We start from the raw sequence: 25,193 nt of genomic DNA, 5'->3' as shown, positions 1-25,193 counted from the left end.
TTACAATTAGATAATTAGAGCCCGTCAGCCTCGTTTATGAGAGCTGGTGGGCTTTTTAATGCGAAGGAGAATAATTGAACAATGGACAATTTTAATCGTAATCTAGAAAAGTATGCAGAGTTAGTGATTCGAATTGGGGTTAATTTGAATAAAGGTCAGGATCTCTTGGTAGAAGCACCTATTGAGACGCTTGATTTAACAAGACTTATTGTCCGGAAGGCATATGAAGCAGGTGCGAATTATGTGCATGTGCATTGGCAAGACGATGTTGTAACACGAAGCAAATTTGATTATGCACAGGATGAATCGATGGACTATTACCCAGAGTGGTATACAACGATGTTAGAGCGTTTTGTAGAAAATGGCGGCGCATTGTTGAATATCAAGGTTCCGAATCCGAACTTATATGATGGGATTGATGCTAGTTTAATTTCGCGTGCATCGAAAGCTGCGTCAACAGCGAGAGCTAAGTATCAACAGTATGTTCGTACAGGCCAGTTCAGCTGGTGTCTGATCAAAGCACCTACAGAAGCTTGGGCGAACATGGTGTATGCGGATTTACCTGAAGGGGAACGAATTCCTGCGATGTGGGATGCTGTTTTCCAATTCAATCGTGTTTATGAAGATGATCCTATCGCAGCATGGCAAACACATTTGGATACGCTGAAGGCCACACATAGCTTGCTGAATGCTAGAAGTTATAAAGCACTGCGTTATCGGGCTACAGGGACTAATCTGCGAGTTGAACTTCCAGAGGGACATATTTGGCTAGGCGGGGATAATGAGAACGCTCGGGGCATCCGTTATGTGGCGAATATGCCGACGGAAGAAGTGTTTACCATTCCAAACCGAACAGGGGTAAGTGGAACTGTAGCGAGTACGATGCCGTTAAATATCAATGGGGCATTGGTGGATCGGTTTTCATTTACGTTCGAAGCAGGTAAGGTTGTAGATTTCCAAGCTGAAGTGGGTTATGACCATTTGGCTCGTTTATTGGATATGGATGAAGGTGCACGCTATCTAGGAGAGGTTGCACTTGTGCCATTTGATTCTCCGATTTCCAATGTTAATCGTATTTTCTATAACACGGGTATTGATGAGAATGCATCATGCCATTTGGCCTTGGGCAGCTGTTATCCGATCAATTTGAAGGAAGGGACTACACTGTCAAACGCGGAGTTGAAAGCTCGTGGAGGGAACAGTTCCTTGATCCATGTGGATTTCATGATAGGTTCTGCGGAGCTTGAGATCGATGGGGAACTAGCAGATGGGACGATTGAGCCGATTTTCCGCGCGGGGAACTGGGTGTTAACTTTTTAAAAGTAGGAAAAAGAAAGGCTCTCAAGTGAAATTTCACTTCGAGAGCCTTTCTTTTGTGGCGGTATTCAAGTCTTACATATCCCGGAACAAACCGATAACGCGCCCTAGAATCGTTACATTCTTCAAGAGAATAGGTTGCAGCGCGGAGTTCTCAGGTTGAAGGCGAATATGATCCTTCTCTTTGTAGAAACGCTTAACGGTTGCTTCATCATCTTCGGTCATGGCGACAACGATATCGCCGTTGTTCGCTGTTTGTTGTTGTTTAACGATGACATAGTCGCCATTATGAATGCCAGCTTCGATCATACTGTCACCCATGATGCTGAGCATGAACACGTTGTTGTCGCCAACCATACTGGAAGGAAGCGGGAAGTAATCTTCGATATTCTCAGTGGCTGTAATGGGAACACCTGCTGTTACTTTACCAACGAGGGGAACACGAGCGACGGAAACTGCGAATTGGGACTCAGCACCATCAAGCCCTAGAATTTCGATTGCACGCGGTTTAGTAGGATCTCGACGAATCATGCCTTTTTTCTCAAGACGCTCCAAATGTCCATGTACAGTTGAACTGGAAGCTAGTCCAACAGCTTCGCCTATTTCTCTAACGGAAGGCGGGTAGCCCTTATCTTTCACTTCGTTCTTAATGAATTCCATTATTGCTTGTTGACGCTGCGAAATTTTACTCATAAGATATCACTCCAATACTGGGAATCATTACCCAAAGTATAACATAGAACCCGAGTTCGTACAAACATAAGTTCGAGAAACGGTTGACTCAAACATGTGTTCGTGTTATTCTGATATCAGAACAAATGTTTGGGGGATGATTTTATGTATATGGCTTATTCACAATCGAACGGAAGAACAACACTTCAAGGTACTGCTCAAGCATCCAAAGGGATGACGACTAAACGGGGTCATGCGAAACTACTACTTCGTTTCTTGCTGATAGCAGTAATTCTTGGAACTGTGTTTTCGTTTGGTGCGATTGTACAAGCCTATGCAGGTGATAGTACGGTTACATCGTCTATACCAACTGATTCCATTCAACCATCCGCACAACCGATCCAACACGAAAAGATTGTTATTCAAAGTGGTGATACACTCTGGGAAATCGCGGACTCTCACAAAAAGAAGGGTGAGAACACGCGTTCTTATGTCGAACGATTGAAATCATTTAATCATTTATCGAGCAGTTCTCTACAAGCGGGTCAGGTTCTATTACTTCCTTAATACGTACATTTTTAGCTATCTATATAGATGAAAGTTTGAGCCATGGACCCTTAGGTCTATGGCTCTTTATGATGTATCCTTGACAATCACAAACTGTGATGGCAAAGTAGTACTCATATTGAAATTTTGACTGGGAGGATTACAATGAGTGACAGCATGGATAAAACGATTGAGCGCATCAATGAATTAGCTCGCAAAGCGAAGACAGTTGGTCTAACAGATGCAGAACTGGATGAGCGCAACGAGCTGAGAAAGAAGTATATTGATGCATTCAGAGGGAACCTGAAAGTCCAACTGGATTCAATTAAGTTCACTGACGAAGAGAATTAAGCTTACACATAGATACTACATTCAAAGGGGAAATGAATGATGACGTTGAAAGCTGTGCTTTTTGATTTGGATGATACTCTATTATGGGATGATCGTAGTGTGGAGGAAGCCTTTACTGCAACTTGTGAAGAAGCAGCGAAGCATGTCGATGTAAAACCTGAGGAATTAGAAGCGTCTGTTCGTAAAGAAGCAAGAAGTTTGTATGAATCCTTCGAGACGTTCCCATTTACGAAAATGATTGGGATTAATCCATTTGAAGGACTATGGGCTAACTTCACGCAAGGTGAAGATGAGAACTTCCGTAAGTTAGAGAAGCTAGCGCCAGGCTACCGCACGGAATCTTGGACAAGAGGTTTAGCTGCACTTGGGATCGAGAATCGTGAGCTAGGCTACAAGCTAGGGGAGCTGTTTGCAGCTGAGCGTCGCAGTCGTCCCTATGTATATGAAGAAACGTTCCGCGTGTTAGACGCGTTGAAGGGGAACTACAAGCTGCTTCTTCTAACTAATGGTTCACCAGATCTTCAAAAAGAGAAATTAGCAGGTGTTCCTGCGATTGCTTCCTACTTTGATCATATCGTAATTTCAGGTGAATTCGGTCAAGGGAAGCCAGCTGCGGCTATTTTCAACTATGCCTTAGGGCTGCTTGATATCAATGCTGATGAAGGCATTATGATTGGGGACAAGCTAACAACAGATATTTTGGGGTCGGGAAGCATCGGTATGCGTAACATCTGGATTAACCACCATGGACTACAAAGTGGCGATGAAATCGTACCAGCTTACGAAGTAAGCCGTCTTCAAGAAGTATTGCCGATTATTGCGAACAGTTAGGTCATAAGGTTTGTTAATAGAAAAGCCCAGCAGCTAAGCAAGACGTAATGTCCTGTGCTGTTGGGCTATTTTTTACGAATATAAGATTAAGCTTTACTGAATTGTGGATCATCAACATTGTAAGCGACCCAGCCATCTTTTTCGATGAAAAGGCGAACAGCAACAATCTCACGGTTATCCATCAAAGTGAAGAAGTGGTTCGTGTTCTCTGGAACGGAGATGACATCTCCTGGCTCAAGTTCAACATCGAAATAGCCGTGTTCTTCGGATTTGATAATGAAAATTCCTTTACCTGACACGATGGCACGAATCTCATCTTCTGTGTGCGTATGCACTTGCTCGAACTTCTTCAGAAGCTCTTCGATATTCGGCGTTACATCAGAAAGGGAAATAACGTCCCAAATTTCATAACCGCGTCTAGCGGCTAGATCTTTGATTTCTGGTTCATACGTGGAAATGATTTCTGCTTTTTCTTCCTCACTTAGGGTGAATTTCTCGCGCAGTGCGACAGGAAGCTTGTTTGCGTCCCAGTGTTCATAGACAACTTCTTGACTATCCAAGAAGGCTTTAACTTCATTTTCGCCTTCGATGCGTTCATTCGTATTACGAATTCTAATTTGTGCCACGCTACATCCCTCTTTCTAGAATAAATATATACATATTATAGTGGAAATCATGGTAACTGTCGATGGAAGGAAATGAATATTTCCGATAAAACCCATAGGAATTTATGATAATTCAAAATCTTTTCATAAAGGCCGTATTCTGTTACACTAAATCTTAACATAATTTGTCGTTTTTTTTATTACGGTTTAGGAAAAGTTGAAAGGGAGTCTAGTCATGAAGAAACCACCGATTCAAGAACAACTAAAGAAAAAGATTATGATCCTAGATGGTGCCATGGGTACGATGATCCAGCAGGAGAATTTGACGGCTGATGATTTCGGAAGTGATGACTTAGATGGATGTAATGAAATCCTGTGTGTGACACGCCCAGATGTCATTCAAAAAATTCATGAAGCTTATTTCGCCGCTGGCGCTGATATGATAGAAACGAATACGTTCGGAACGACGAGTGTCGTTTTGGCGGAGTATGACTTGCAAGATCGTCATCGGGAGTTGAATATCGCCGCTGCCAAATTGGCGATTGCGGCTGCTGAGAAATATTCGACACCAGAATGGCCGAGATACGTTGTGGGGGCAATGGGTCCGACAACCAAAACCTTATCCGTAACGGGTGGTGTGACTTTCGAGCAACTGGAAGAAAGCTACTACGAGCAGGCACTTGCACTCATTGAGGCAGGCGTAGATGCGATGCTGCTAGAGACTTCCCAAGATACACTCAACGTGAAAGCAGGAAGTATTGGGATTCGCAGAGCATTTGAAACCTTAGGTGTAGAGCTGCCCATTATGATTTCCGGAACGATTGAGCCAATGGGAACAACGCTTGCTGGACAAAATATTGAATCCTTCTATATTTCACTCGAGCATTTGAAGCCGATATCGATGGGTTTGAACTGTGCAACAGGACCAGAATTCATGAGAGATCACATCCGTACACTCTCTGGTATTGCTGATACAGCGATCAGCTGCTATCCAAATGCAGGTTTGCCGGATGAGAATGGTCACTACCACGAATCACCAGAATCTTTAGCGAAGAAGATGGCTGGATTTGCAGAGCAAGGCTGGATCAATATTGCCGGCGGCTGTTGCGGAACGACGCCTGAGCACATTCGTGCGATGGCTGAAACGTTAGCCAATTACAAGCCAAGATCAGAATATGGCTCGCATCCACCTGCGATTTCCGGTATTGAGACTGTCTATATTGAGCCAGAGAACCGTCCTATCATGGTTGGTGAGCGGACGAATATTTCCGGATCCAGAAAGTTTAAGCGTCTGATCAAAGAGGGTAAATTTGAAGAGGGCTCTGAAATTGCTCGGAACCAAGTGAAAAACGGCGCACATGTCATCGATATTAATCTACAAGATACAGATATTGACGAAGCTTACGCGGTAGAGGAGTTCATGCAAGAGGTTGTCAAAAAGGTCAAAGTGCCATTAATGATTGACTCGACGTATGATCACATTATTGAGCTTGGACTCAAATATTCTCAAGGTAAAGCGATTATCAACTCGATTAACTTAGAAGATGGAGAAACGAAATTCGAAGGAATTTTACCATTGATTCATCGTTACGGAGCATCTGTCGTATGTATTTTGATTGACGAGCGTGGCCAAGCGGTATCGCGTCAAGCGAAAATCGAAGTGGCAACACGTTCTTATGAACTTCTTACTGGCAAGTATGGGATGAATCCGGAAGATATTATTTTTGATCCGAACATGTTCCCTGTTGGTTCAGGAGACCCGCAGTACATTGGTTCTGCCGTTGAAACAATTGAAGGGATTAAGCTGATTAAAGAGAAATATCCGCTTGCCAAAACGATTCTAGGACTAAGTAATATCTCATTCGGTTTACCGGATGCGGGTCGTGAAGTTCTGAACTCGGTTTACCTGTACCACTGTACGAAAGCTGGACTTGATTATGCGATCGTAAATACGGAGAAACTAGAGCGGTATGCGTCGATTCCGGATACAGAGCGTCAACTAGCAGAAGAACTCATTTATAATACGACTGATGAGACTTTGGCGAATTTTGTCGCCCACTTCCGTGAGAAAAAAGTCGAAAAGAAGGAGAAGATTTCCAATCTATCCCTGGAAGAGAGACTGGGGTCTTATGTTGTTGAAGGAACAAAGGAAGGGTTAATACCTGACTTAGAAATCGCACTTCAAACCTATTCCCCACTAGAGGTCATTAATGGGCCACTTATGAAGGGAATGGAGGAAGTAGGGCGTCTCTTCAATGGTAACGAACTTATCGTAGCAGAGGTGCTTCAAAGCGCTGAGGTCATGAAAGCGTCCGTTAATTACCTGGAAGCATTCATGGAGAAATCCGAGACTGCCGTGAAGGGTAAAATTATTTTGGCAACTGTCAAAGGGGACGTTCATGATATCGGGAAAAATCTCGTTGAGATTATCCTGTCCAATAACGGATACAAGATTATTAACTTAGGGATTAAAGTACCGCCGGAACAAATTATTGAAGCTTATCGGAAAGAGCAAGCAGATGCGATCGGGCTATCTGGCTTGCTAGTTAAATCCGCACAACAAATGGTAATTACTGCGCAGGATTTGCGGACTGCAGGTGTGGATGTACCGATTCTCGTTGGTGGAGCTGCGCTGACTCGGAAATTCACCAAGACTCGTATTCAACCGGAATATGAGGGTGTAGTTCTATATGCGAAAGATGCGATGGATGGTCTGGATATTGCGAACAAGTTGAGTGATCCTGAGCAGCGCAAACGGTTGATTCAAGAACTTCGTGATAGCTTGGAATCCGATGTGATGGATACGGGGAAAAAAGAAGAGAAGCTGCCGCAGCTTACACGCGTGAGTTCATCAGCTGTCTCCAAAGATCTGCCTGTTCAAGTACCGCAGGATACGGATCGTCATATCTTGCGTGACTATCCTATCAGCCATTTGATGCCTTATGTGAATATGCAAATGCTGTTAGGTCATCACCTTGGTTTGAAGGGGAAAGTCGAGCAGTTGTTGAGTGATAAAGATACGAAAGCGATGCAGTTGAAAGACACAGTTGACTCGATTCTCCATGCTGCCCAGCATAATGGTATTATTAAGGCTCATGGTATGTATCGCTTCTTCCCAGCACAGTCCAATGGGAATGATGTCATCATTTATGATCCGTCAGATACAAGCAAGGTACTCGAGACATTTACATTCCCTCGACAAGACAAGGAGCCGTACTTATGTTTGGCCGATTATTTGAAATCCGTTGAAAGCGGCGAAATGGATTACGTAGGTTTCTTACTCGTGACAGCTGGCCATGATATTAATGAGTTGGCTAAGGAATGGCGCGATAAAGGGGATTATTTGAAATCTCATGCTTTGCAAGCGACAGCTTTAGAAGTAGCAGAAGGTTTTGCTGAGCGCGTTCATCACATTATGCGTGATGTCGTTGGGATTGCAGATCGCGTGGACATGACGATGCAAGAAAGATTCGGGGCCAAATATATCGGTCAACGCTTCTCATTCGGTTACCCAGCATGCCCTAATCTCGATGATCAGGCGAAGCTGTTTAATTTGTTGAAGCCAGAGGATATCGGCGTTGAGCTGACGGAGTCGTTCATGATGGAGCCGGAAGCTTCTGTATCCGCGATTGTTTTTGCACATAAAGAAGCACGTTACTTTAACGTAGGATAAGTAGGTAGAGAGCGAGGCAGCCAGTGTGAACTGTTCAGGTTCCGCGGTATCCTCGCTTTCGGTTTTACCACCGATGTGATATTGAAACAGAATGGGGTTTGGCTTGTGGATTTGTATTTTCTTGGAACGGGGGCAGGGATGCCCTCCAAGCAGCGGAATGTAACCTCAATCGCCTTGAATTTATTGGACGAGAGGGGAACATACTGGCTAGTTGATTGCGGGGAAGGTACGCAGCAGCAGATATTGAACTCTCCTGTGAAACTTGGGCGTACAGAGAAACTGTTCATCACGCATTTGCATGGCGATCACTTGTACGGACTTCCCGGGTTGTTGACGAGTCGCTCCTATCTAGGAGGCGATACGCCCTTGACGCTCTATGGGCCACGTGGGCTCAAGAAATTTGTGGAGACAGCGCTAGAGGTCAGCGGTGCCCATCTAACGTATACACTTCATCTTGTTGAACTTGATGAGGAAGGCGTTATTTTCGAAGATGAAAGCTTTCTTGTGGAAACTGCGCGCTTAGAGCATCGCATTGAATGTTTCGGTTTTCGAATTGTAGAGAAAGATCAACCTGGCAAGTTGCTGAGCGAGAAGTTGCAAGAGCTTGGTGTACCCGCAGGTCCGCTCTATGGTCAATTAAAGCTAGGTCATTCCGTGAAGCTGGAAGATGGTCGAATGATCCATGGGCAAGATTTCTTAGGTGCACCAGTTCCTGGTCGCATCGTTGTTATTCTAGGGGATACTCGCTATTGTGAAGGTGCCAAAAGGTTAGCCCGCGGCGCTGATGTGCTTGTACATGAAGCGACGTTCGCGATGGATAAGCAAGAGCTTGCGTATGCCTTTGATCATGCGACTTCCACCGACGCGGCAAGGACGGCTCAGGAGGCTGGAGCCAATGCGTTGATTATGACGCATCTTAGCTCTCGCTATCAAGGAGAAAGCATCCAAGTGCTGCTCCATGAAGCGCAGCAAATTCACGCCAACAGTCACTTGGCGAAAGATTTCTGGAGCTTTGACGTACCACGCAAAGGTTAAAATAAATAAGCTTCTTCCGATGGTAACATGCGGAGGAAGCTTATTTTTGTGTTCTTTCGTCAATTTTGTGAGGTAGCCTCATACACTAAACAAAACCGATGGAAATTGAGGTGAAGGTATGGCAATTACACTTGGTGAAGTGCTGCTTTCTATCTTTATATCCTCGATCTTTTTCATCATGATAAAGGAAATTAGGAAGTCTTACAAAGATTCAGAATAATTAAATAATTAGCTCGGAAGCCCTATACGTAGTGCTAAGGCTTCTGATAAAATAAGTGTAAACGCTTTAAAAATGGGGGTGGACATGACGTATCCGGTTTACAGATGGACTGTATACCCTATCACGGTTTTCTTTTTTCTATGCGCTTTATTTGGATTAGTATGTCTATCCAAAGATGCATATGCCTCTGAGATTCCGGTTTCTCAAGGTAAATCTACTGTTGCATCAACGGTTACAGGAGCTACATACAGCGCAAGTCAAGCAGTTGACGGATTTATTCATACGAAATGGATGGCAAGTAACGCGCAACTCCCGCAATGGTTAACCGTAGATCTTGCGCAAAATGTGCATGTATCACGGGTTGAAACTGTATTTGAACATGTTAATAGTTCTTATGCTTACAAAATTGAAACCTCAATCGATGGCATCAATTGGCATGTTTTTGCTGATCGATCCTCAAATTCATCCATAAACTTTCCCTTTTATTCGGACAGCGGGGATAGTACTGCGAGATTCGTTCGATTACAAGTGCTAGGCGTTGGTTCGCCAGGAGATCAAGCCAGTGTGTATGATTTTCGTGTTTATTCATCGAATGATGCACTAGCGCTTCTTTCACAAAATAAGACTACGGCAGCGTTTACTAGTTTTTCAGGTTCATGGGGCTCTGATAAGGCTGTAGATGGTCAATTGTTATCGAGCTGGGCACCAAGCAGCCCTAACTTGCCACAATGGCTTGTCGTGGATCTCGGGCAGTTGAATCAAGTACAGCGGTTTGAGACGACGTATACAAATTCGCAAGATGTGTATGGGTACAAAATTGATTTCTCTATCGATGGTCTGAGTTGGTATACCTTTACGGATCGGACTGGAAATACACATGCGGCTGAGCCGCGATATGTGGACGAAGGGAATGTTACGGCACGTTATTTTAGGCTAACAACAACACGAGCAGCTTCAGGGGGTTATGCCAGTGTCGCCGAGTTTCAAATCTATGGGCCAGATGGCGGATCAACCAACCTTCCTAATACACAGACACCAACAAGAGTTTATTTAGATGAAGAGGGGTATCAACTGCAGCCTAGTGAGACGACAGCTAGTTACTTGACAGCCGTCTATGCTAATGGACAAACGACGAGTATTCAATCCGGTGCCACCTACAGAATGGCTAATACGGCTGTCGCAACGGTCAATGCAAGTGGGGTAATAACTGGAGTGGCTGCGGGTTCTACAACTTTGACGGTTACCTATAACGGCAGAACGACTTCAGCAACCATTACGGTAGCTTCCCTAGTGCCAAACTTGAATCGCATAGCTTTAGACTCCTATACGTATTCGCTTCAAACTGGTGCGACACGAGCTCTTTATGTGACGGGATATAAATATGATAGCAGCACGCAAACACTGACAAGTGGACTAACGTTTGCGAGCTCAAATCAATCAGTAGCAAGTGTGAATGCCAGTGGGGTAGTGACAGGTATTTCGCCGGGCACATCGACGATTACCGCGTATTATGGGAATTTTACAGCATCGGCGAGCATACAAGTTACAGCTGCCGTGAGCCGGATTGATGCTGACGAAAGCTCCCTTTTCTTAGACGTAAACGACACCCAGTATATAACTATTCATGCGTATGATTCGCAATATCATGCAACAGAAGTAACTGCGAATACGAGCTTCACAAGTTCAAATTCATCAGTCGTCACAATTAGCAGCGGCGGCTATCTGACAGCTATAAGTGCAGGGAGTGCCATTATTACGGCAACATATAGCGGCATCTCTACAACGGTGTATGTCACAGTAGCACTGAAGGATCTAGTAGCTCCAACTTGGAACTACGGCTCTACAATTACCGTTACACCGAGTTCGGTATCTGCGGTTACTTTAACCTGGACTGCAGCTACGGATAATGTTGGCGTTACTTCTTATCGGGTGTATAAGGACGCTGAGTTGGTAACAACTGTGAGCGGAAGCGAGCTAACGACCGAATTGTCGGGATTGACGCTAGGCACACCGATGAACTTTAAAGTGGAAGCGGGAGATTTGGCGAATAATTGGTCATCATCTGGGCCAAGCGCAGCTTACACATTAGCTGGAGGCCCGAAGGTGATAGCTTCTTCGACGGTACTTCTTACGAGTGAGCGAGTGCGTGAATCGGCACCTGACGGCAGTATGCTGTCCAGAATCCGAGTTGATGAAGTTGAACTGAATGATGCGATCAGCGCAATAAATAATGGTTCGGTCTCTATCCTATCGATGAAAATTCAAGATGATAATGACACAACTATAGTAGAATTCTCATCCAACTTGTTGAGTGGATTACAGGAGACAGGAGCGAATGCAAGTCTCCAACTGGATATGAACGCTATACAGTTTACAATTCCGCTGATGCTTTTCAAAAATCATGTCAGTGATGCCAATAGAACGAATGGGTTATTCGCCGTTCTCATCCGACATGAAGCAGGTCACCTTGCGGAAAAGCTGAGGGAGCAAGCAGCCTCAGAGCAAGCGATTTTGCAAGTTACCAATCCGATTGAATTTGAAATTCAAGCAGGCGGTGTTTCGATACCTAATTATGAAAACATCCATGTCGAGAGATCCATCAAGCTTCCAGGAGCTTCGTACACCCCTAATGTGACAGCAGTTCGACTTGATGCTGAATCAGGCAAGATGGCTTTCGTACCGTCCCTCCTAACAGGTGGGGGTAATGCATGGAATATGATTATTAAGGACCAGTATGGCGGGTTGTACACCATCATCCAAAAAAATAAGCAGTTTGAGGATATGGGCGCACACTGGGCTAAAGAAGACGTTGAAAAATTAGCCTCTAAGAATATCATTACGGGGGTTGATGAACGAAACTTCGCGCCTGAAAAGGAAATTTCTCGGGCTGAGTTTGCCACATTGCTCATTCGGGCTTTGGGTATGCGTGGCAACAATTCGGCAGCGGGACCCTCGCAATTCAAGGATATCCACGAGACAGATTGGTATGCACAAATGGTAAATACAGCAGCAAGCGCAGGCCTAATCGAGGGATACGATGATGGGACTTTTCGACCTCTTCAGCAAGTAACACGTGAGCAAATGGCGGCTATGATTAATCGTACGGTTCAAATCACAGGTGATCAGCAAGAAAGTTATGCGCAAGATACGATTCTGAATCCATTTATAGATCAACATGCCATTGATACTTGGGCAAGGAATGCAATGGCGTTCACTTTACAACGAGGCTTGATCCAAGGTGTTACGGAAACACAGCTAAATCCCAATGCCTTTGCAACACGAGCGCAAGCGGCAGTCATGCTGAAGCGTTTACTCATTTATTTGCAATTCATGAATTAACGTGTTTAGGGCGCAATTCGCTATTAAGCGATTGCGTTCTTTTTTTTGTGCTCAACCTTACAAATTCTTCACAACAAGCAAATAAATCGGAAATATTGCTCTGTTAATCTAGAGTTATAAAACTCTAGTGAAGGGCGTGAGGACGAAATGAGTGGAGTACCTCTACAATTGGCGCCGCAACCTGCGAAACTGATGATGAAGCTAGCTAGTAATTCACAAGAAATCGAACAAGCGATGCGATTGCGTTATCAGATTTTCGTGGAGGAAGAGAAGAATTTGCGTCTGCGCAATGAGAGTGGGTTGGAAATGGATGCCTACGATGAATATTGCGATCACCTCATTGTCAAAGAACTAGAGTCAGATCAGGTGATAGGTACGTATCGTCTTCTTCCAGGTGATCGAGCCTTGAATGCGATCGGCTTTTATTCAGAGACCGAATTTGATTTGGATAGTTACAGTAGTTTAAAAAGGCAGTCCTTAGAGTTAGGTCGCAGCTGTATTGCTCCTGAGCATCGCGGCGGAAGAGCGATTGGTATGCTTTGGGAAGGGATTGCAGGTTATATAAACAATAGTCCATATACACATTTAATCGGTTGTGCCAGTGTGCACATCCCAACGGTAGAGGAATTGAATGAAATTTACACACTGCTTCACAAAAAGGAAGTATTGACGGACCGTTATGGGGTCAAGCCACTTGAGACGCATCGAATCTCTGGTTTAGCTCAAATTGATCTTGCTGGTAAAGAAAAGGAAATGTTTCGGAAACTGCCTCCATTAATGAAAGGCTATCAGTGGCTGGGGGCAGAAATCGGTGGGGATCCCGCCTACGATGAGTTATTTGGAACGGTTGATTTTTTCATTGTTTTTCAAAAAGATAAAATAACGAGTCGGTACAAACGACACTTTTTGCCTGCAGATTGAGTTGAGGAGGGCTTACCTTGTACGAATGGATTGCCAAACTAACTTTGGATAATGGTAGACAAAGCCGTTTGGCGCGCGTGTTACCCATTTTTCCATTGTGGTTAATGTCATGCCTATGTGCTGTGTTAGCTGCATTATTGTGTGTAGTATCGCGCAACGGGTTCCTAAAGCGTGTGGAACATAATCTGGCTGATCTCTTATCCCCGATTTCCAAACGTAAGCTAAGGTCTCTAAGAAGACGGTATGTGCGGAATGTTGTTTACTCGCTATGTGAAATATTGCTTTTATCTGATCGCATGCAAGAGAAGAATTTTGAACTGCAAGGTGAAGAGTATTTGCATGAAGCGCAGCAATTGGCCAAAGAAAAAGGTTTTATCATATATGCGCCGCATGTAGGTAATTTCTTCAGTTATTATTGGTATTTCTCGAAAAGGTACGATTGTCTTACGGTGGCTTCGGCTGGCAGTCCGGAATTGTTGCCTTTGTACATGAAATTCGCTGAATTAGGATGTAAAGGCTTGGATTACGATCGTGTTCCGCCTCTTGAGTTGTATCGGACCTTGAAAAATCATGTGCTGTCTGGTGGAGTCGTCTTCCTTCTAGGTGATTTCTGGAGATCTTCATTTCCTTTATCGAAATTATTCGGTAGAGTTACCCGAACACCTGAAGGAGCTGCGATGTTAGCACTTGAGCAGCAAGTACCGATTATTCCTTTTTACGGTTACAGAAAGCGGAATTTTAAGCATCAACTTATCGTTGGCCCCCCTTTAAACCTACAATCCCATTCAGCACGAGCTTCGCGATCTGCTAGAGCAGATACCAATCTTATTCTAAATAACTTTATCGAACGGGTTATTCGTGAACAGCCGGCTTCTTGGTTTTATTGGTTTAACGCCCATGAGAGATGGGAGAACGCGCATCAGCAAGTAAGAGCATAAGGATGGAGGGGTTCAATATGGATTCAGCTAGCCACTTATTGTTTGGGGTAAGTCTTGCAGGACTTGCCTGTTTGGCGCCAGGGGTTGTACAAGAGCCTACGCTGGTTCAGGCTATACTAGCGGGGACATTGATAGGGTCCTATGCGCCGGATTTCGATACGGTAGCCCGTTTGCGAGGATATGCCAGCTATGTACGCAACCATCGCGGTGTGACGCATTCTTTGCCGGCGTTATTCATATGGCCGCTATTCATAAGCTTGCCGCTCGCCGCGGTGTTTGGTGTATGGGATCATTATTTTAGCTTATACCTGTGGACATTTCTTGCTGTAGTCTGTCATGTTGGTCTAGATGCGTTGAATGTCTATGGTGTTCAGTGCTTGCGGCCTTTTACGAAAAAGTGGATTCATCTGGATACACTTTGTCTCTATGATCCATTCCTATTTATTCTTCACGCGGCAGGCGCGATTATGTGGTTTGTCGTTTGGCGAGGAGAGGCAGGCAGTCACATTGGTGAAATGTATGCGCTGATTTTTGCGGCTACGATATTGTATATTGGCACGCAAGCCTCTCAGCGGAAAGCCTTGATGAAGCTCGTAGAGAAGGAGTTAAAGCTAACTACAGGAGTCTGTCGTCTGGTGCCTAGTTTAAGTTGGTTTTACTGGCAGTTTATTTATGAAAGTGAGACTAGTTTTTATCTAGGGGAAATTCGTTCTGGTAAGGTGATTGTCCTAGAACAATACAGCCGCAAGAATTACAATTCGGAGGGCTCTCATCCAATCGTGAAAGCAACCATGGGAACAGAAGGGGTCCGATCTTTTCTGCATTATGCTCAGAATATATATGTATGTTGGAACGTGAAGAACGGCGGTTATGAAGTGCAATGGCGAGATATGCGCTTCTGGTACAAACGGAAATTTTCCTTCGGAGTGGACGTACAGCTGGATGATAATATGAATGTGGTGAGTGATCGGATCGGGATGGACAAAAAGGCATGGGATCCCCCTTACGTGTAAAATAAGTTGATTAAGTCTCACTCCATAGTGGAGTGGGGCTTTTTACTGTGGTCTGGACATACGAAGAGTGCCCGTTTTGTCATTTTATAAGGAGGAAACATGCTGTTTATGTTGAAAATATGGTACAATAGTCCTAGGTATATAGTTGTGGTAATTCGATCATAAGAGAAATGGGAGTCCGATAGAGATGAATAAACGAAAAGCGCGAGATGAGGGTTTCACACTTATTGAAGTGTTAGCTGCAACTGTCATTCTGTCGGTGGCTTCCCTAGCTATGATGACCTTTTTCATCAACGCCATGTCGTATAACAAAGGGAATCAGAATAAAACGGTGATGGTTAATTTGGCGCGTAACGCTTTATTTTATATGGAAAAGCAGCGCTTTAATGATGTGAAGAATTATTTTGCGAATGTGGACGAAGTGGAAGATGGGAATCCCGTTATTACGTTTTCAGGTTGCTCATACGACGGTGCGTTACATTGTTCGCAAGGTGAAAAAAGGGACTATCTAATTAACTTTTCTGGCATTCAGAACATTTTGTCACCGAATATTAATGGACGTGATTATGAAATTACCATTACTTATCAGAATGATTTGAAAAAGGGGCAAGAAAATGTTGATAAATATTTGATTCCGATACGCGTTAACGTTAAGTCAGGGTCAGATCCCAATCGGAGAAATCAAGCATTCGTGGAGGGATATGTCATCAATGAGCAGATTCGCTAGATATATCAAAAATGATCAGGGAATGACCTTGGTTGAGCTTATTGCTACTTTAACGATATTGTCTCTGGTTATGGGGTCTATTTATGGTGTGATTACTTTTGGGTTTACAGCCTACAACAAGGTGACTGTAGAGAATTCCTTACGTGATGAGGCTGACATTCTTATGTCGACCATCATGTCAGAGTTATACACGTATGGACCTACCTCAGTTCGAAGCATTGTGAATGAAAATGGCTTAACGTTAGAACGTAAGGGAGCATTCGTTACAGGAACCGTGCCTAATAAACAAATTAATATTAAAAATGGGACACTCTTTATCAAGAATGATACTGATGCAGAGGGCATAGGGGCTATCGCAGATTTGAAGTCACACTTGTTGACGGGTTCCAAAATTGAATTGGATTGCGGTACCGCTACCTCGTGTACGGATGGACTGATCAAAATTGTTCTTGTACTTCAACAGAGTGACCAGAAGCAACAACTACATCAAATTACGACGGAGAGTCGATTTGGATTCTAGGAGGGGAACTCGTGAACCGTTGGAAAGATGAACAAGGAGCGGCGCTGTTAATCGTTCTTTTTATGATTATTGTATTTACAATACTGGGTATGGCTGTTCTTAGTGCAAGTTTAGGAGGGGCTGTAAGAACGGAAACAAAGCAAAGAGATGTGCAAAGTTTACATCTTGCTGAAAAAGCGTTGAATGAAGCGGTGGCTATTCTTAAGGCTAATTTAGATGGTCAGGATGTTAGTCCAGATGCGATATCGTATCAAATTAGAGATGAAATTCTTCCTAAAATTAATCGGAATATTGTGGAGACGGAATATCAAGAGAAACCTGTGATTAATGCAAGTGTCAGCGGTAACCCGCCTGTCGTCCTCGTTGAAGCTACAGCTACCGTGAACGGTGTGAAAAGGAAGCTTGAACAGCAAATAACCATTAATACCTATCCGGATATGTTAAATTATGCAGCGGGTTCGGAAGGGAATCTCATCCTAAATGGTTCACCTTATTTTCTGAATGGTGATTTGTACGCGGGTGATAAACTGAAAATTAAAAATGAAGCTAACTATCTCTATAACGACCCGGATGAAAAAAGTGAATCAACAAAGTTTCCGGTTTTAGATGGAAGAGCCTTTGTACAATCCTTTGATAAATTTACCTATTGTGATGGGAAGAATGGAGCAATAGATTGCACTAACAATTATGTGTCTATAAGTCATACTTCGGACTCGGGTGTAACAACAATTCCTGTTGTACTGAGCACGGAGAAAGATAATGTGCAATTTAAGTCAAAGGAAAGCTTTGTTCAGTTAAATATGGATGAATCATTTATTGATAAAGTAACGGAGGCTCTGCATGGAGATAGTGCTTTGCGGACGATTGTAAAAAATAAGTATTATGCAAGTATCCCTAATTTGATAACGTTTATTGAAGAGAGTTTACCTGAAACTCAGAAGCTGCCTAATTTGCCGCTAAATGCAAGCGAGGAGGATGCTAACGAATATATAAGTAAACTCCAAATATTTAATAATACAATAAATAAGTTTCAGCTAGGCGGAATCACTGTGCTCTACAAAGGTAATTTTAATATGGGCATTGGGGGAACATTTTCGCAACTTTTATATACCCCTGATGCGAAGGGGAGCCGAACAGGTCATTTATCAAATGCTGCTCCTTGTTTAGAAACCTATTGTAATAGCAATTGGTTCATTATTGATGGTGACTTAAACATCGAGCCAACAGCAGACAATTCGCCAATAAAAATCAGAGGGAATATTCTTGTTACAGGGAATGTGAATATTCAAGGGAACGTTGACATTGATGCTACGATATTTTCGCTTAGTAATTATCAAGCGACTTCTTCGGATAGTAAAGCAGGTGTTGTTCCATCGAAAATTGCGACTGGTGTGGAAATTAGTGATGCGAGTATTAAAGGTCTTAACAATAAAGAGTTGTTGCTCATGTCAAAGGGTAAAATATTAATTACTCGTGTGAATTCGTTTAAACCTCTTCCTTCTTCTGGATATCCGAGTACAAGTGATGATATTACTAGGCTAGATGCTTTCTTTTATACAGAGGATGACGCTGAGTTGTATGGAGTAGGCTCAGTGTTTTGGATAAAAGGCGGATTCTTTGCGAGGGGAGATCTAACGATTAATGCTTTAAGAGGAAATACCGAGCCAGATATAAACTCTAAAATTGTTGCTTTAGGGCAAACGAACGATCAAAAATTTTCGCGCTTTATCATTGATTACAAAAAGGATATTTTCACAAATCAAAATGTGGGCCTTCCGCGAGTAAGAGGAATAAACCTGAAAACAAGCAAAAAAGTTCAAACACACTAGAACTAATCGATGATAAAAAAGGCTATACCGAGAATTCCTCGGTATAGCCTTTTCTGTGTGGCGAAATCGGTATTAATAGCGATTATCAAACTGCTTTTGAACAATAACACGAACCGTACCGAATACCTGATGGTCATCGATATATCTAAGGGTAACATTCGTTGTACCTGCTTTAGTCCCCGTAACAACACCGTCACGCAACGAAACGATAGTGGGGTCATCGATAATCCATTCTAATCGACCTTTGAGCTCGTCGCGCCATTTCGTTGGCGTAACCACAGTTTGAGACCAGATGTCGAAGGTGTTTTTATCCGTATTTAGGACTAAACGAATCGGGCCGTCAGGTAATTTGATGTTGGTTAATGCTTGATCGATCGTTACGTTTCTAATATCTTCTTTACCGCCAACGAGGACTCTTACTTTAATGCTTCCTTTAGTATCACCCGTAAGAGTAACGTTCTGGGCGCTGTCTGTATTTAATGTCGCGGAGCCAGTGGAACCAGCTTCTTTGATGATGAACCATTTAAAGCCGGTGTGAACAGCATCTGTCCGTTGAATTAAGGCAGTCAAATTAACAGATGAGCCTTTGTCCACGGAAATTGTGCTGTGTGAGTTATCAGTCTCATCGGGTTCGCCATTAACTTGGCGTCTAATCGAAACGGATTTAACAGGGTTCTCCACAGTTACTCGAAAGTTCGCCGAATACTGTTTACCCTCATTTGTTTCGATCGTAACTGTCCCTGTTACAGTACCTACTTTAGCGCCAGTTATGGATCTTGTAAGAATGTCGTTTCCTGTAAACACAACAATAGACTGATTAACATCATCTAATCTCCAAGTGCTCTTAATGGGAACCTGGTGAATGAAATTTGTGGATACCTGTAACGTTACAGGCGTATCCTCTACGTTGATTTGTACAGGGGTATTAATCGTAATAGCCGGATCAAGCACGGTGATCGTTATTTGGTCGGATAAATTACTTCCATCACGAGAGCTTACGGTAATCGTTGCTTCTCCAGCTGCCTTAGCTTTGATGGTTGCAAGTCCTTCATTTGAGCTTGCATTCGTGCTTGTCTGCAAGATTTCAATCACATTTGAATTCGATGAATGCCAGTCCAAGGATGGATTTGTAGCATAACCAGGCTGATAGTAGGCGTGTAAGGTGGATAAGTCACCAACCTCATAACTCGTCCCGCCATCAAGATCTAAGGATGTGAGTGGAGCCAAGACGGTTACGCCATACGTTTGATTATAAGTCTTTCCTTTGTCCGTTGTGATCGTGAGGTGGACAACGACTTGTCCAGGTGATTTCCCCCAAAGGACGCCGTTGATCAGGGTATTCGTATTTTCACTGAATTTTGCAATGGCATCATTCGATGATTGCCAGTAAATTGTATTAATTTTTTCATTGGCTGTTACAAGTACCGATTTTAATTCAATGGGCTGATTGACGTTCACCACAGAAGGACCTGTAATATTTAAGCCAGGTATAATGACTGTTACTTGGGCTGTGGCAACTAATCCACTTCCATCTTTTGAAGTCGCTGTGACATTGGCAACACCGGCTTGGATACCAGTTACGACGCCAGTATCATCGACGCTTACAATAGATGGTGCGTCTGATGACCACGTGAAATCCGTATCTCTAACAAATGTAGCATCATCGGGTTGATATTTTGGAATTAACTTTGTCTTGTCGTCCTTCGCGATTGTTACGCCATCTAAGGCTAGACTTGTTAATTTCGTGAAAGCCGTCAGTAAACGATCTGTAAAAAGAATCGTTTGCTCAGTTGCAGTACTGTAATCCTTAAAGCTCAAAGTCGCATTGGTTAAAGAGTAATCGCCGTTGTATAGCGGCTGTACGTGAATCGAAAAGAAACTATTATCCCCTATGAATTTGGTTCCGACTTGTTTATAAGGAATGTCTGGTAAGTTTCCTTCAATTGTATACCCTGTGGCTACAGTGCCGGATTTAGAAAATCCTGCTGGCATGTCAATGATTTCTAAATTTGCTGGTAGCTTTTCTTTGAAATGGATCCTTTTAATGGTAAGATCGCCCACATTGATGGCGGTATTGTAATCCATTGCAATTGGTGTTATGGCGTACTGAATCGTAACTGGTGTGTTTTTCTCGACACGAGCACTTGATAGGGTACGAGTTGGATTCAAGCCCGTTGAGGTAATAACTTTGACTAACACACTTTTTGTTTCTTTTGCACCACTTGGATCTACGGTAGAAACCGTAATTGTCAGGTCTCCACCTCGATTAGCCAATGGATTCGGATAAGTTCGTGTGACTGTTTCTCCTTTGGGTTTTTCTAAGTTGGAGAGAACCGTATCAACTTGCGTTGACCCATTCGCATTTTGGTAAGTAAAAGTTACTGTAGAAGTGACTATCTTATCATCTAAATCCAAATCATCAGGCTTGAAGCTGACGGAAATATCGCTATTCGCTGAGATATAGTTTTTGGAGTTATTGTTGAAAGCGGCTGGTGATAAAATGTCCAATGTAGGCTTATGGTTGGAACCAATAAATGCCCGATACATCGTGTTGACGAACAGCTTCTGTTCCCAAACTGGGAAGGAGCTATTTGTTGTTGTATTTACGAAGTTATGTCCTGTTCCTGAGTAAGTAACGTTCCCTTTGGAGTAAGTATAGTAATGGTTCCAACTGTCCTCGATATCGCGAGGGTCCCCTTTAATGTTGTACCAAGGAATGACAGTTGGATCATCCAAATTAAGTCGGAAATATTGATCATGTGTGGTTGCTACAGCAGTAGGCAAATCACTAATAAAGAAAGGGAATTGTGTAAGTAGCCCTTCATTTACTTTGACAGTAGATGTAGACGTATTAGGTGCATTGAGCCCCATGTTCGTCATCGGACCAATTTGACCAGTAGCTGCTTGGAAATAGTTAATCCATGTCTGATTTCCTTGATAAACCGTATCATGTGTGAACATGACCCCTTGCTTCGTAGCAATGAAGGATTTAACAGCCTCAGCAGCGGTGTTAGAAATATCGCCCGTTCCATTATAGGAATCATTGAATCCGAATATGACCATATCGTATTTGCTGTTTAGTGTACTGTGGATCGTTGAATTGAAGGTGTTGAAATCTGTCACGGTAAGATTAATATCATAATCACTGGAGTGCAAGTACGTTTGGTCCATGTTCGTACTTTTAAGTAAGCTGCTTGTTAAAGCTGTAGATTGTGAGTTCGGTAACACTTGCAGTACATTAATCGTTGGTTTTTGGTCCTTGTAGCGGAAAACGCCAGAAGCTGTATCCTTCAGTCTGCCTGTGCTTGTCTGATCTACAAGCTCTAGCCGCCAGTAGTACAAGCCTGAATAACCTTTAGGAAGTGTAAAGCTAATGGTGTTGTTCGTTAATGCAGTAACAGGTACGGTTTGAACGATGTTCGCTGCACTGAATCTTAAGACACTGTCGGTACCCAAATACAGATTTGCTACAAGATTACGTTGTGCGAGATTACGTACATTGGAGACATCAAATGTATAAGTTAAGGTGTCGCCTGCTGTATATGTTGCATTTCTATTTGTGCTTACTGTGTAATCGGTTGGCTTGACTGTTAAATTGAGCTGAGGTCTAACATTTGCGTTCACGAGCAGATTGGTTTTAGTAATGAAGGTACTGAAAGAAGATAAATCGGAATTGTTAACGAAAATAACGTTACTTTTTGGTGTTGTATTATATGGATTAAATAAGTTATAGAGCTTTCCGCGATTGCTGATCCAATTGCCACTGGAATCCAAATAGCCTTGATAAAGGGCTCCTCGATTTTGTTTGGAATTACTTGAGGAATCACTGTAAACGATAACGGGGAGACCCTTATTTATGTATTTTTCGGTGATTTCAGTCGCCTTCAATGTTGTAATGTCATTTTCTTCGTAACGCGTATTATGATTATTACCTTTTTCGGAAGTGGGATTGAACAAACTTTTGCCAAAATAAATGGCATCATATTTCCCATCCAACTCATCGCGAAGGGCAACGAACTTCTTGATACTCATCGTTTCAAGTTGAAAGCTGGGGTTCGTGCCAAGCACAGAAGATAGATCGGAAATAACGGAATTCGCGTCGTTGCTTGAAATTTTTTCTAAATCTTTGATTTCAAGAACCTTTAACGGCTTGGTGAGGTCGAAGTAGGTGACTTTGAATTTGGCATTCTCATTCACGGTATCTTGGTCAGGTATTAAATAGGAACTATTTGCTTCGTATCTGACGAATTTATTTGTTGTAGTCGATTTAAATGAGGTGAAAGAATTATCGTAATTCGACATCGTAAATAGTTCTGCATCAGATGGAGACGACGCATTTGCTGAAAGAACTTTCGTACTGTTGTTGTCAAGGGTAATAACTCTAACATACCTAGCATTCGTTCTTGATTTCAGTTTAACTTTTCTATCTCCTTGTTCGATGACATCGAATAATTCACTAAACCAAGGATTAGTTTGACTGCCCTTAAGTTTAGAGGTATCACTCGTATCCACCGAAACAAACTTGTTATTAGAAGCTTGAAAAGCAACCGTAACCGAATCTCCCGTAGCCGCAACTGCTTCATGTGTAAACGGCCCTTGATACAAACTGAACATCGAAGCGAGTAAAGCAGCAATTAGTATGAGACTTATTCTCTTATGTATGGTCCTCAATCGATCATCTCCTCTTTAATTTAATGCGAGTAGAACTATATGAGACTATTTTACTACTTTTGACAATGAAAAATATACAGTTTGTGCACGTAATATCGAATTTTTTTGTAAATTTATTTGTTTTATGAGTTTAATTACCTATTTATTTGTCGATTTTCGGGAAAAATTTCAGGAAAACACTGAAAAACATATTCACTATGTGACTTCGATGTTGTATAATGAGTCTTGCAATCGAATTATAGGTATATAGACCTATTTTGTTTGGGTAAATGACAACTCTATTTACCTCGTTAACCAGGGATGGAGCTGAATGGGTATGGCACTACTTAGGAAAAGATTAGGTGATTTGCTAGTCGATAGTGGAATTATTTCGGAGGCTCAACTCCAAGAAGCACTTCAAGAACAGCGGAAAACGAAACAAAAACTAGGTGACTTGCTGATCACGCAAGGCTATATCACCGAGCAACAATTAATTGAAGTTCTTGAATTTCAACTTGGTATCCCACATGTGAGCTTGTTCAAATATCAGATTGACCCTGAGATTACAAAAATCATTCCAGAAAGCATGGCTAGGCGTTACCAAGCAATTCCACTAACTAAAGATGGTGGAAAGCTCATGGTCGCGATGGCTGACCCGCTTGATTATTTTGCAATTGAAGAAATGCGGATGAGTACAGGCTATCGCATTGAACCGGCAATCACGAGCAGAGATGAGTTGCAGCGAGCAATTGCGCGACATTATGGTCTCCAAGATTCGATGAGTCAAATGTTGACGGATATGCCCTCAACGGAAGATATCAAAGAAACGGAAATCACCGATGAGGATTCTCCTATCGTTAGGCTCGTGAATCAGATGATTCAGCAAGCCGTGCAACTGAAAGTATCTGATATTCATGTGGATCCAGGTGAGACAAGCCTTATGATCCGCTATCGGGTGGATGGACACCTACGAACGGAACGGGTTATTCCTAAGCAAATGCAAGGCTTTATTACCGCAAGGTTGAAGATTATGGCCAAGCTGAACATCGCCGAACGAAGATTACCTCAGGATGGTCGCATTAAAATGCAAGTGGATTTTAAACATGTAGATATTCGTGTTTCCTCATTACCAACCATTCACGGTGAGAAAATTGTATTGCGATTACTAGATCTGTCCACAGGTGTTAAACCAATTGACCAGCTTGGTTTTGGTGAGCGTAACATGGGTGTTTTCAGAGAAATGATTGAGCAGCCCTACGGTATCTTGCTAATTACGGGACCAACCGGAAGTGGAAAGACGACAACGCTGTATTCTGCGCTTAGCCACTTGAATCGAGAAAATGCCAACATTATTACGATTGAAGATCCGGTTGAATATCAATTGCAAGGCATTAACCAGGTGCATGTGAATCCGACCATTGGTTTAAGCTTCGCAGCAGGGCTGCGTTCGATCCTTCGGCAAGATCCGAATATTGTGATGGTCGGAGAGATACGCGATTCAGAAACAGCAGAAATCGCCATTCGAGCTTCATTGACAGGTCATTTGGTACTATCCACCCTACATACGAATGATTCCGTAAGTACGATTACACGTTTCAGAGATATGGGAATTGAACCGTATTTAATTGCTTCCTCCTTGATAGGAGTTGTCGCGCAGCGTTTAGTTCGAAGAATTTGTTCAGAGTGCAAAGTAGCTTATGTACCGACGGAACAAGAAGCTATTTTCATGAAAAATAAAGGCATCTATGCGGATAAATTGCACAAAGGTGCTGGTTGCGGCAACTGTAACCGAACAGGATATCGAGGTCGATTCGCCATTCATGAAATTCTCGTGATCAACGAAGAACTCCGTCAATTAATTAGTCATAAAGCAACAGTTCAGGAAATGAGAGCAATAGCTCAAGAACATGGCTTGATTCAATTGATGGATGATGGCATAGAGAAAGTGAAAATCGGAATCACAACTTTGCAAGAAGTTATTCGTGAGACTGTCGCTTATTAAAGAG

The 25,193-nt window shown here is 42.8% G+C and carries 17 protein-coding genes; 14 read left to right on the top strand and 3 right to left on the bottom strand.

Translation table 11 applies throughout. The annotated features are described in order from the left end of the window. The first annotated feature begins 81 nt into the window (after nucleotides 1–81). On the top strand, nucleotides 82–1,320 hold the full coding sequence (locus tag AC58QM_RS04770; protein WP_497281852.1) for an aminopeptidase: 1,239 nt from the start codon (nucleotides 82–84) through the stop codon (nucleotides 1,318–1,320). A gap of 72 nt (nucleotides 1,321–1,392) precedes the next feature. On the opposite strand, the gene lexA is transcribed toward AC58QM_RS04770, so the two are convergent. Beyond that, the gene (gene lexA, locus AC58QM_RS04765) at nucleotides 1,393–2,010 is read right to left on the bottom strand and encodes a transcriptional repressor LexA (RefSeq protein ID WP_056620907.1); all 618 of its coding nucleotides are present in this window, start codon (nucleotides 2,008–2,010) and stop codon (nucleotides 1,393–1,395) included. A gap of 144 nt (nucleotides 2,011–2,154) precedes the next feature. Between lexA and AC58QM_RS04760 the strand changes: the two genes are divergently transcribed. The 3 genes from AC58QM_RS04760 to AC58QM_RS04750 all read left to right on the top strand — a co-directional run bounded on the left by AC58QM_RS04760 (nucleotide 2,155) and on the right by AC58QM_RS04750 (nucleotide 3,717). After that, the gene (locus AC58QM_RS04760; RefSeq protein ID WP_497281851.1) at nucleotides 2,155–2,556 is read left to right on the top strand and encodes a LysM peptidoglycan-binding domain-containing protein; all 402 of its coding nucleotides are present in this window, start codon (nucleotides 2,155–2,157) and stop codon (nucleotides 2,554–2,556) included. Nucleotides 2,557–2,700: 144 nt separating this feature from the next. Beyond that, nucleotides 2,701–2,886 (top strand): DUF896 domain-containing protein, encoded by a 186-nt coding sequence (locus AC58QM_RS04755; RefSeq protein ID WP_497281850.1) that lies wholly within the window; start codon nucleotides 2,701–2,703, stop codon nucleotides 2,884–2,886. A gap of 39 nt (nucleotides 2,887–2,925) precedes the next feature. Beyond that, nucleotides 2,926–3,717, top strand: coding sequence for an HAD family hydrolase (locus tag AC58QM_RS04750; protein WP_497282753.1), 792 nt, complete (start codon nucleotides 2,926–2,928; stop codon nucleotides 3,715–3,717). An 86-nt stretch (nucleotides 3,718–3,803) separates the two neighbouring features. Here AC58QM_RS04750 and AC58QM_RS04745 read toward each other — a convergent pair whose 3' ends face one another. Continuing rightward, a complete protein-coding gene (locus tag AC58QM_RS04745; protein WP_497281849.1) occupies nucleotides 3,804–4,343 on the bottom strand; it encodes a 1,2-dihydroxy-3-keto-5-methylthiopentene dioxygenase in 540 nt (179 codons plus the stop codon). A 214-nt stretch (nucleotides 4,344–4,557) separates the two neighbouring features. Between AC58QM_RS04745 and metH the strand changes: the two genes are divergently transcribed. The 9 genes from metH to AC58QM_RS04700 all read left to right on the top strand — a co-directional run bounded on the left by metH (nucleotide 4,558) and on the right by AC58QM_RS04700 (nucleotide 18,537). Then, the gene (gene metH, locus AC58QM_RS04740) at nucleotides 4,558–7,995 is read left to right on the top strand and encodes a methionine synthase (RefSeq protein ID WP_497281848.1); all 3,438 of its coding nucleotides are present in this window, start codon (nucleotides 4,558–4,560) and stop codon (nucleotides 7,993–7,995) included. A 105-nt stretch (nucleotides 7,996–8,100) separates the two neighbouring features. Then, nucleotides 8,101–9,030 carry a ribonuclease Z gene (gene rnz, locus AC58QM_RS04735; RefSeq protein ID WP_497281847.1) on the top strand — a complete coding sequence of 310 codons (930 nt, stop codon included), beginning with the start codon at nucleotides 8,101–8,103 and terminating at the stop codon, nucleotides 9,028–9,030. Between the two features lie 304 nt (nucleotides 9,031–9,334). Continuing rightward, complete coding sequence (locus AC58QM_RS04730; RefSeq protein ID WP_497281845.1) at nucleotides 9,335–12,589, top strand: discoidin domain-containing protein; 3,255 nt, start codon at nucleotides 9,335–9,337, stop codon at nucleotides 12,587–12,589. Between the two features lie 147 nt (nucleotides 12,590–12,736). Then, complete coding sequence (locus AC58QM_RS04725; RefSeq protein ID WP_497281844.1) at nucleotides 12,737–13,510, top strand: GNAT family N-acetyltransferase; 774 nt, start codon at nucleotides 12,737–12,739, stop codon at nucleotides 13,508–13,510. A gap of 17 nt (nucleotides 13,511–13,527) precedes the next feature. Continuing rightward, nucleotides 13,528–14,448, top strand: a complete 921-nt coding sequence (locus AC58QM_RS04720; RefSeq protein WP_497281842.1) for a lysophospholipid acyltransferase family protein — start codon at nucleotides 13,528–13,530, stop codon at nucleotides 14,446–14,448. A gap of 17 nt (nucleotides 14,449–14,465) precedes the next feature. Further along, on the top strand, nucleotides 14,466–15,461 hold the full coding sequence (locus tag AC58QM_RS04715; protein ID WP_497281840.1) for a metal-dependent hydrolase: 996 nt from the start codon (nucleotides 14,466–14,468) through the stop codon (nucleotides 15,459–15,461). Nucleotides 15,462–15,648: 187 nt separating this feature from the next. Next, nucleotides 15,649–16,188, top strand: coding sequence for a prepilin-type N-terminal cleavage/methylation domain-containing protein (locus AC58QM_RS04710; protein WP_497281838.1), 540 nt, complete (start codon nucleotides 15,649–15,651; stop codon nucleotides 16,186–16,188). Continuing rightward, a complete protein-coding gene (locus tag AC58QM_RS04705; protein ID WP_497281836.1) occupies nucleotides 16,172–16,708 on the top strand; it encodes a PulJ/GspJ family protein in 537 nt (178 codons plus the stop codon). The genes AC58QM_RS04710 and AC58QM_RS04705 overlap by 17 nt, the downstream gene beginning before the upstream one ends. Nucleotides 16,709–16,719: 11 nt before the next feature. After that, the gene (locus AC58QM_RS04700) at nucleotides 16,720–18,537 is read left to right on the top strand and encodes a hypothetical protein (protein WP_497281834.1); all 1,818 of its coding nucleotides are present in this window, start codon (nucleotides 16,720–16,722) and stop codon (nucleotides 18,535–18,537) included. A gap of 72 nt (nucleotides 18,538–18,609) precedes the next feature. On the opposite strand, the gene AC58QM_RS04695 is transcribed toward AC58QM_RS04700, so the two are convergent. Continuing rightward, complete coding sequence (locus tag AC58QM_RS04695) at nucleotides 18,610–23,208, bottom strand: Ig-like domain-containing protein (protein ID WP_497281832.1); 4,599 nt, start codon at nucleotides 23,206–23,208, stop codon at nucleotides 18,610–18,612. 316 nt (nucleotides 23,209–23,524) lie between these two features. Here AC58QM_RS04695 and AC58QM_RS04690 point away from each other — a divergent pair, with 316 nt between their 5' ends. Beyond that, nucleotides 23,525–25,189, top strand: a complete 1,665-nt coding sequence (locus AC58QM_RS04690; protein ID WP_497281830.1) for a GspE/PulE family protein — start codon at nucleotides 23,525–23,527, stop codon at nucleotides 25,187–25,189. Nucleotides 25,190–25,193 lie beyond the last annotated feature (4 nt).

It is taken from the genome of Paenibacillus sp. J22P165 (assembly GCF_059692015.1).
This window is presented reverse-complemented; position numbering and strand designations above follow the sequence as displayed.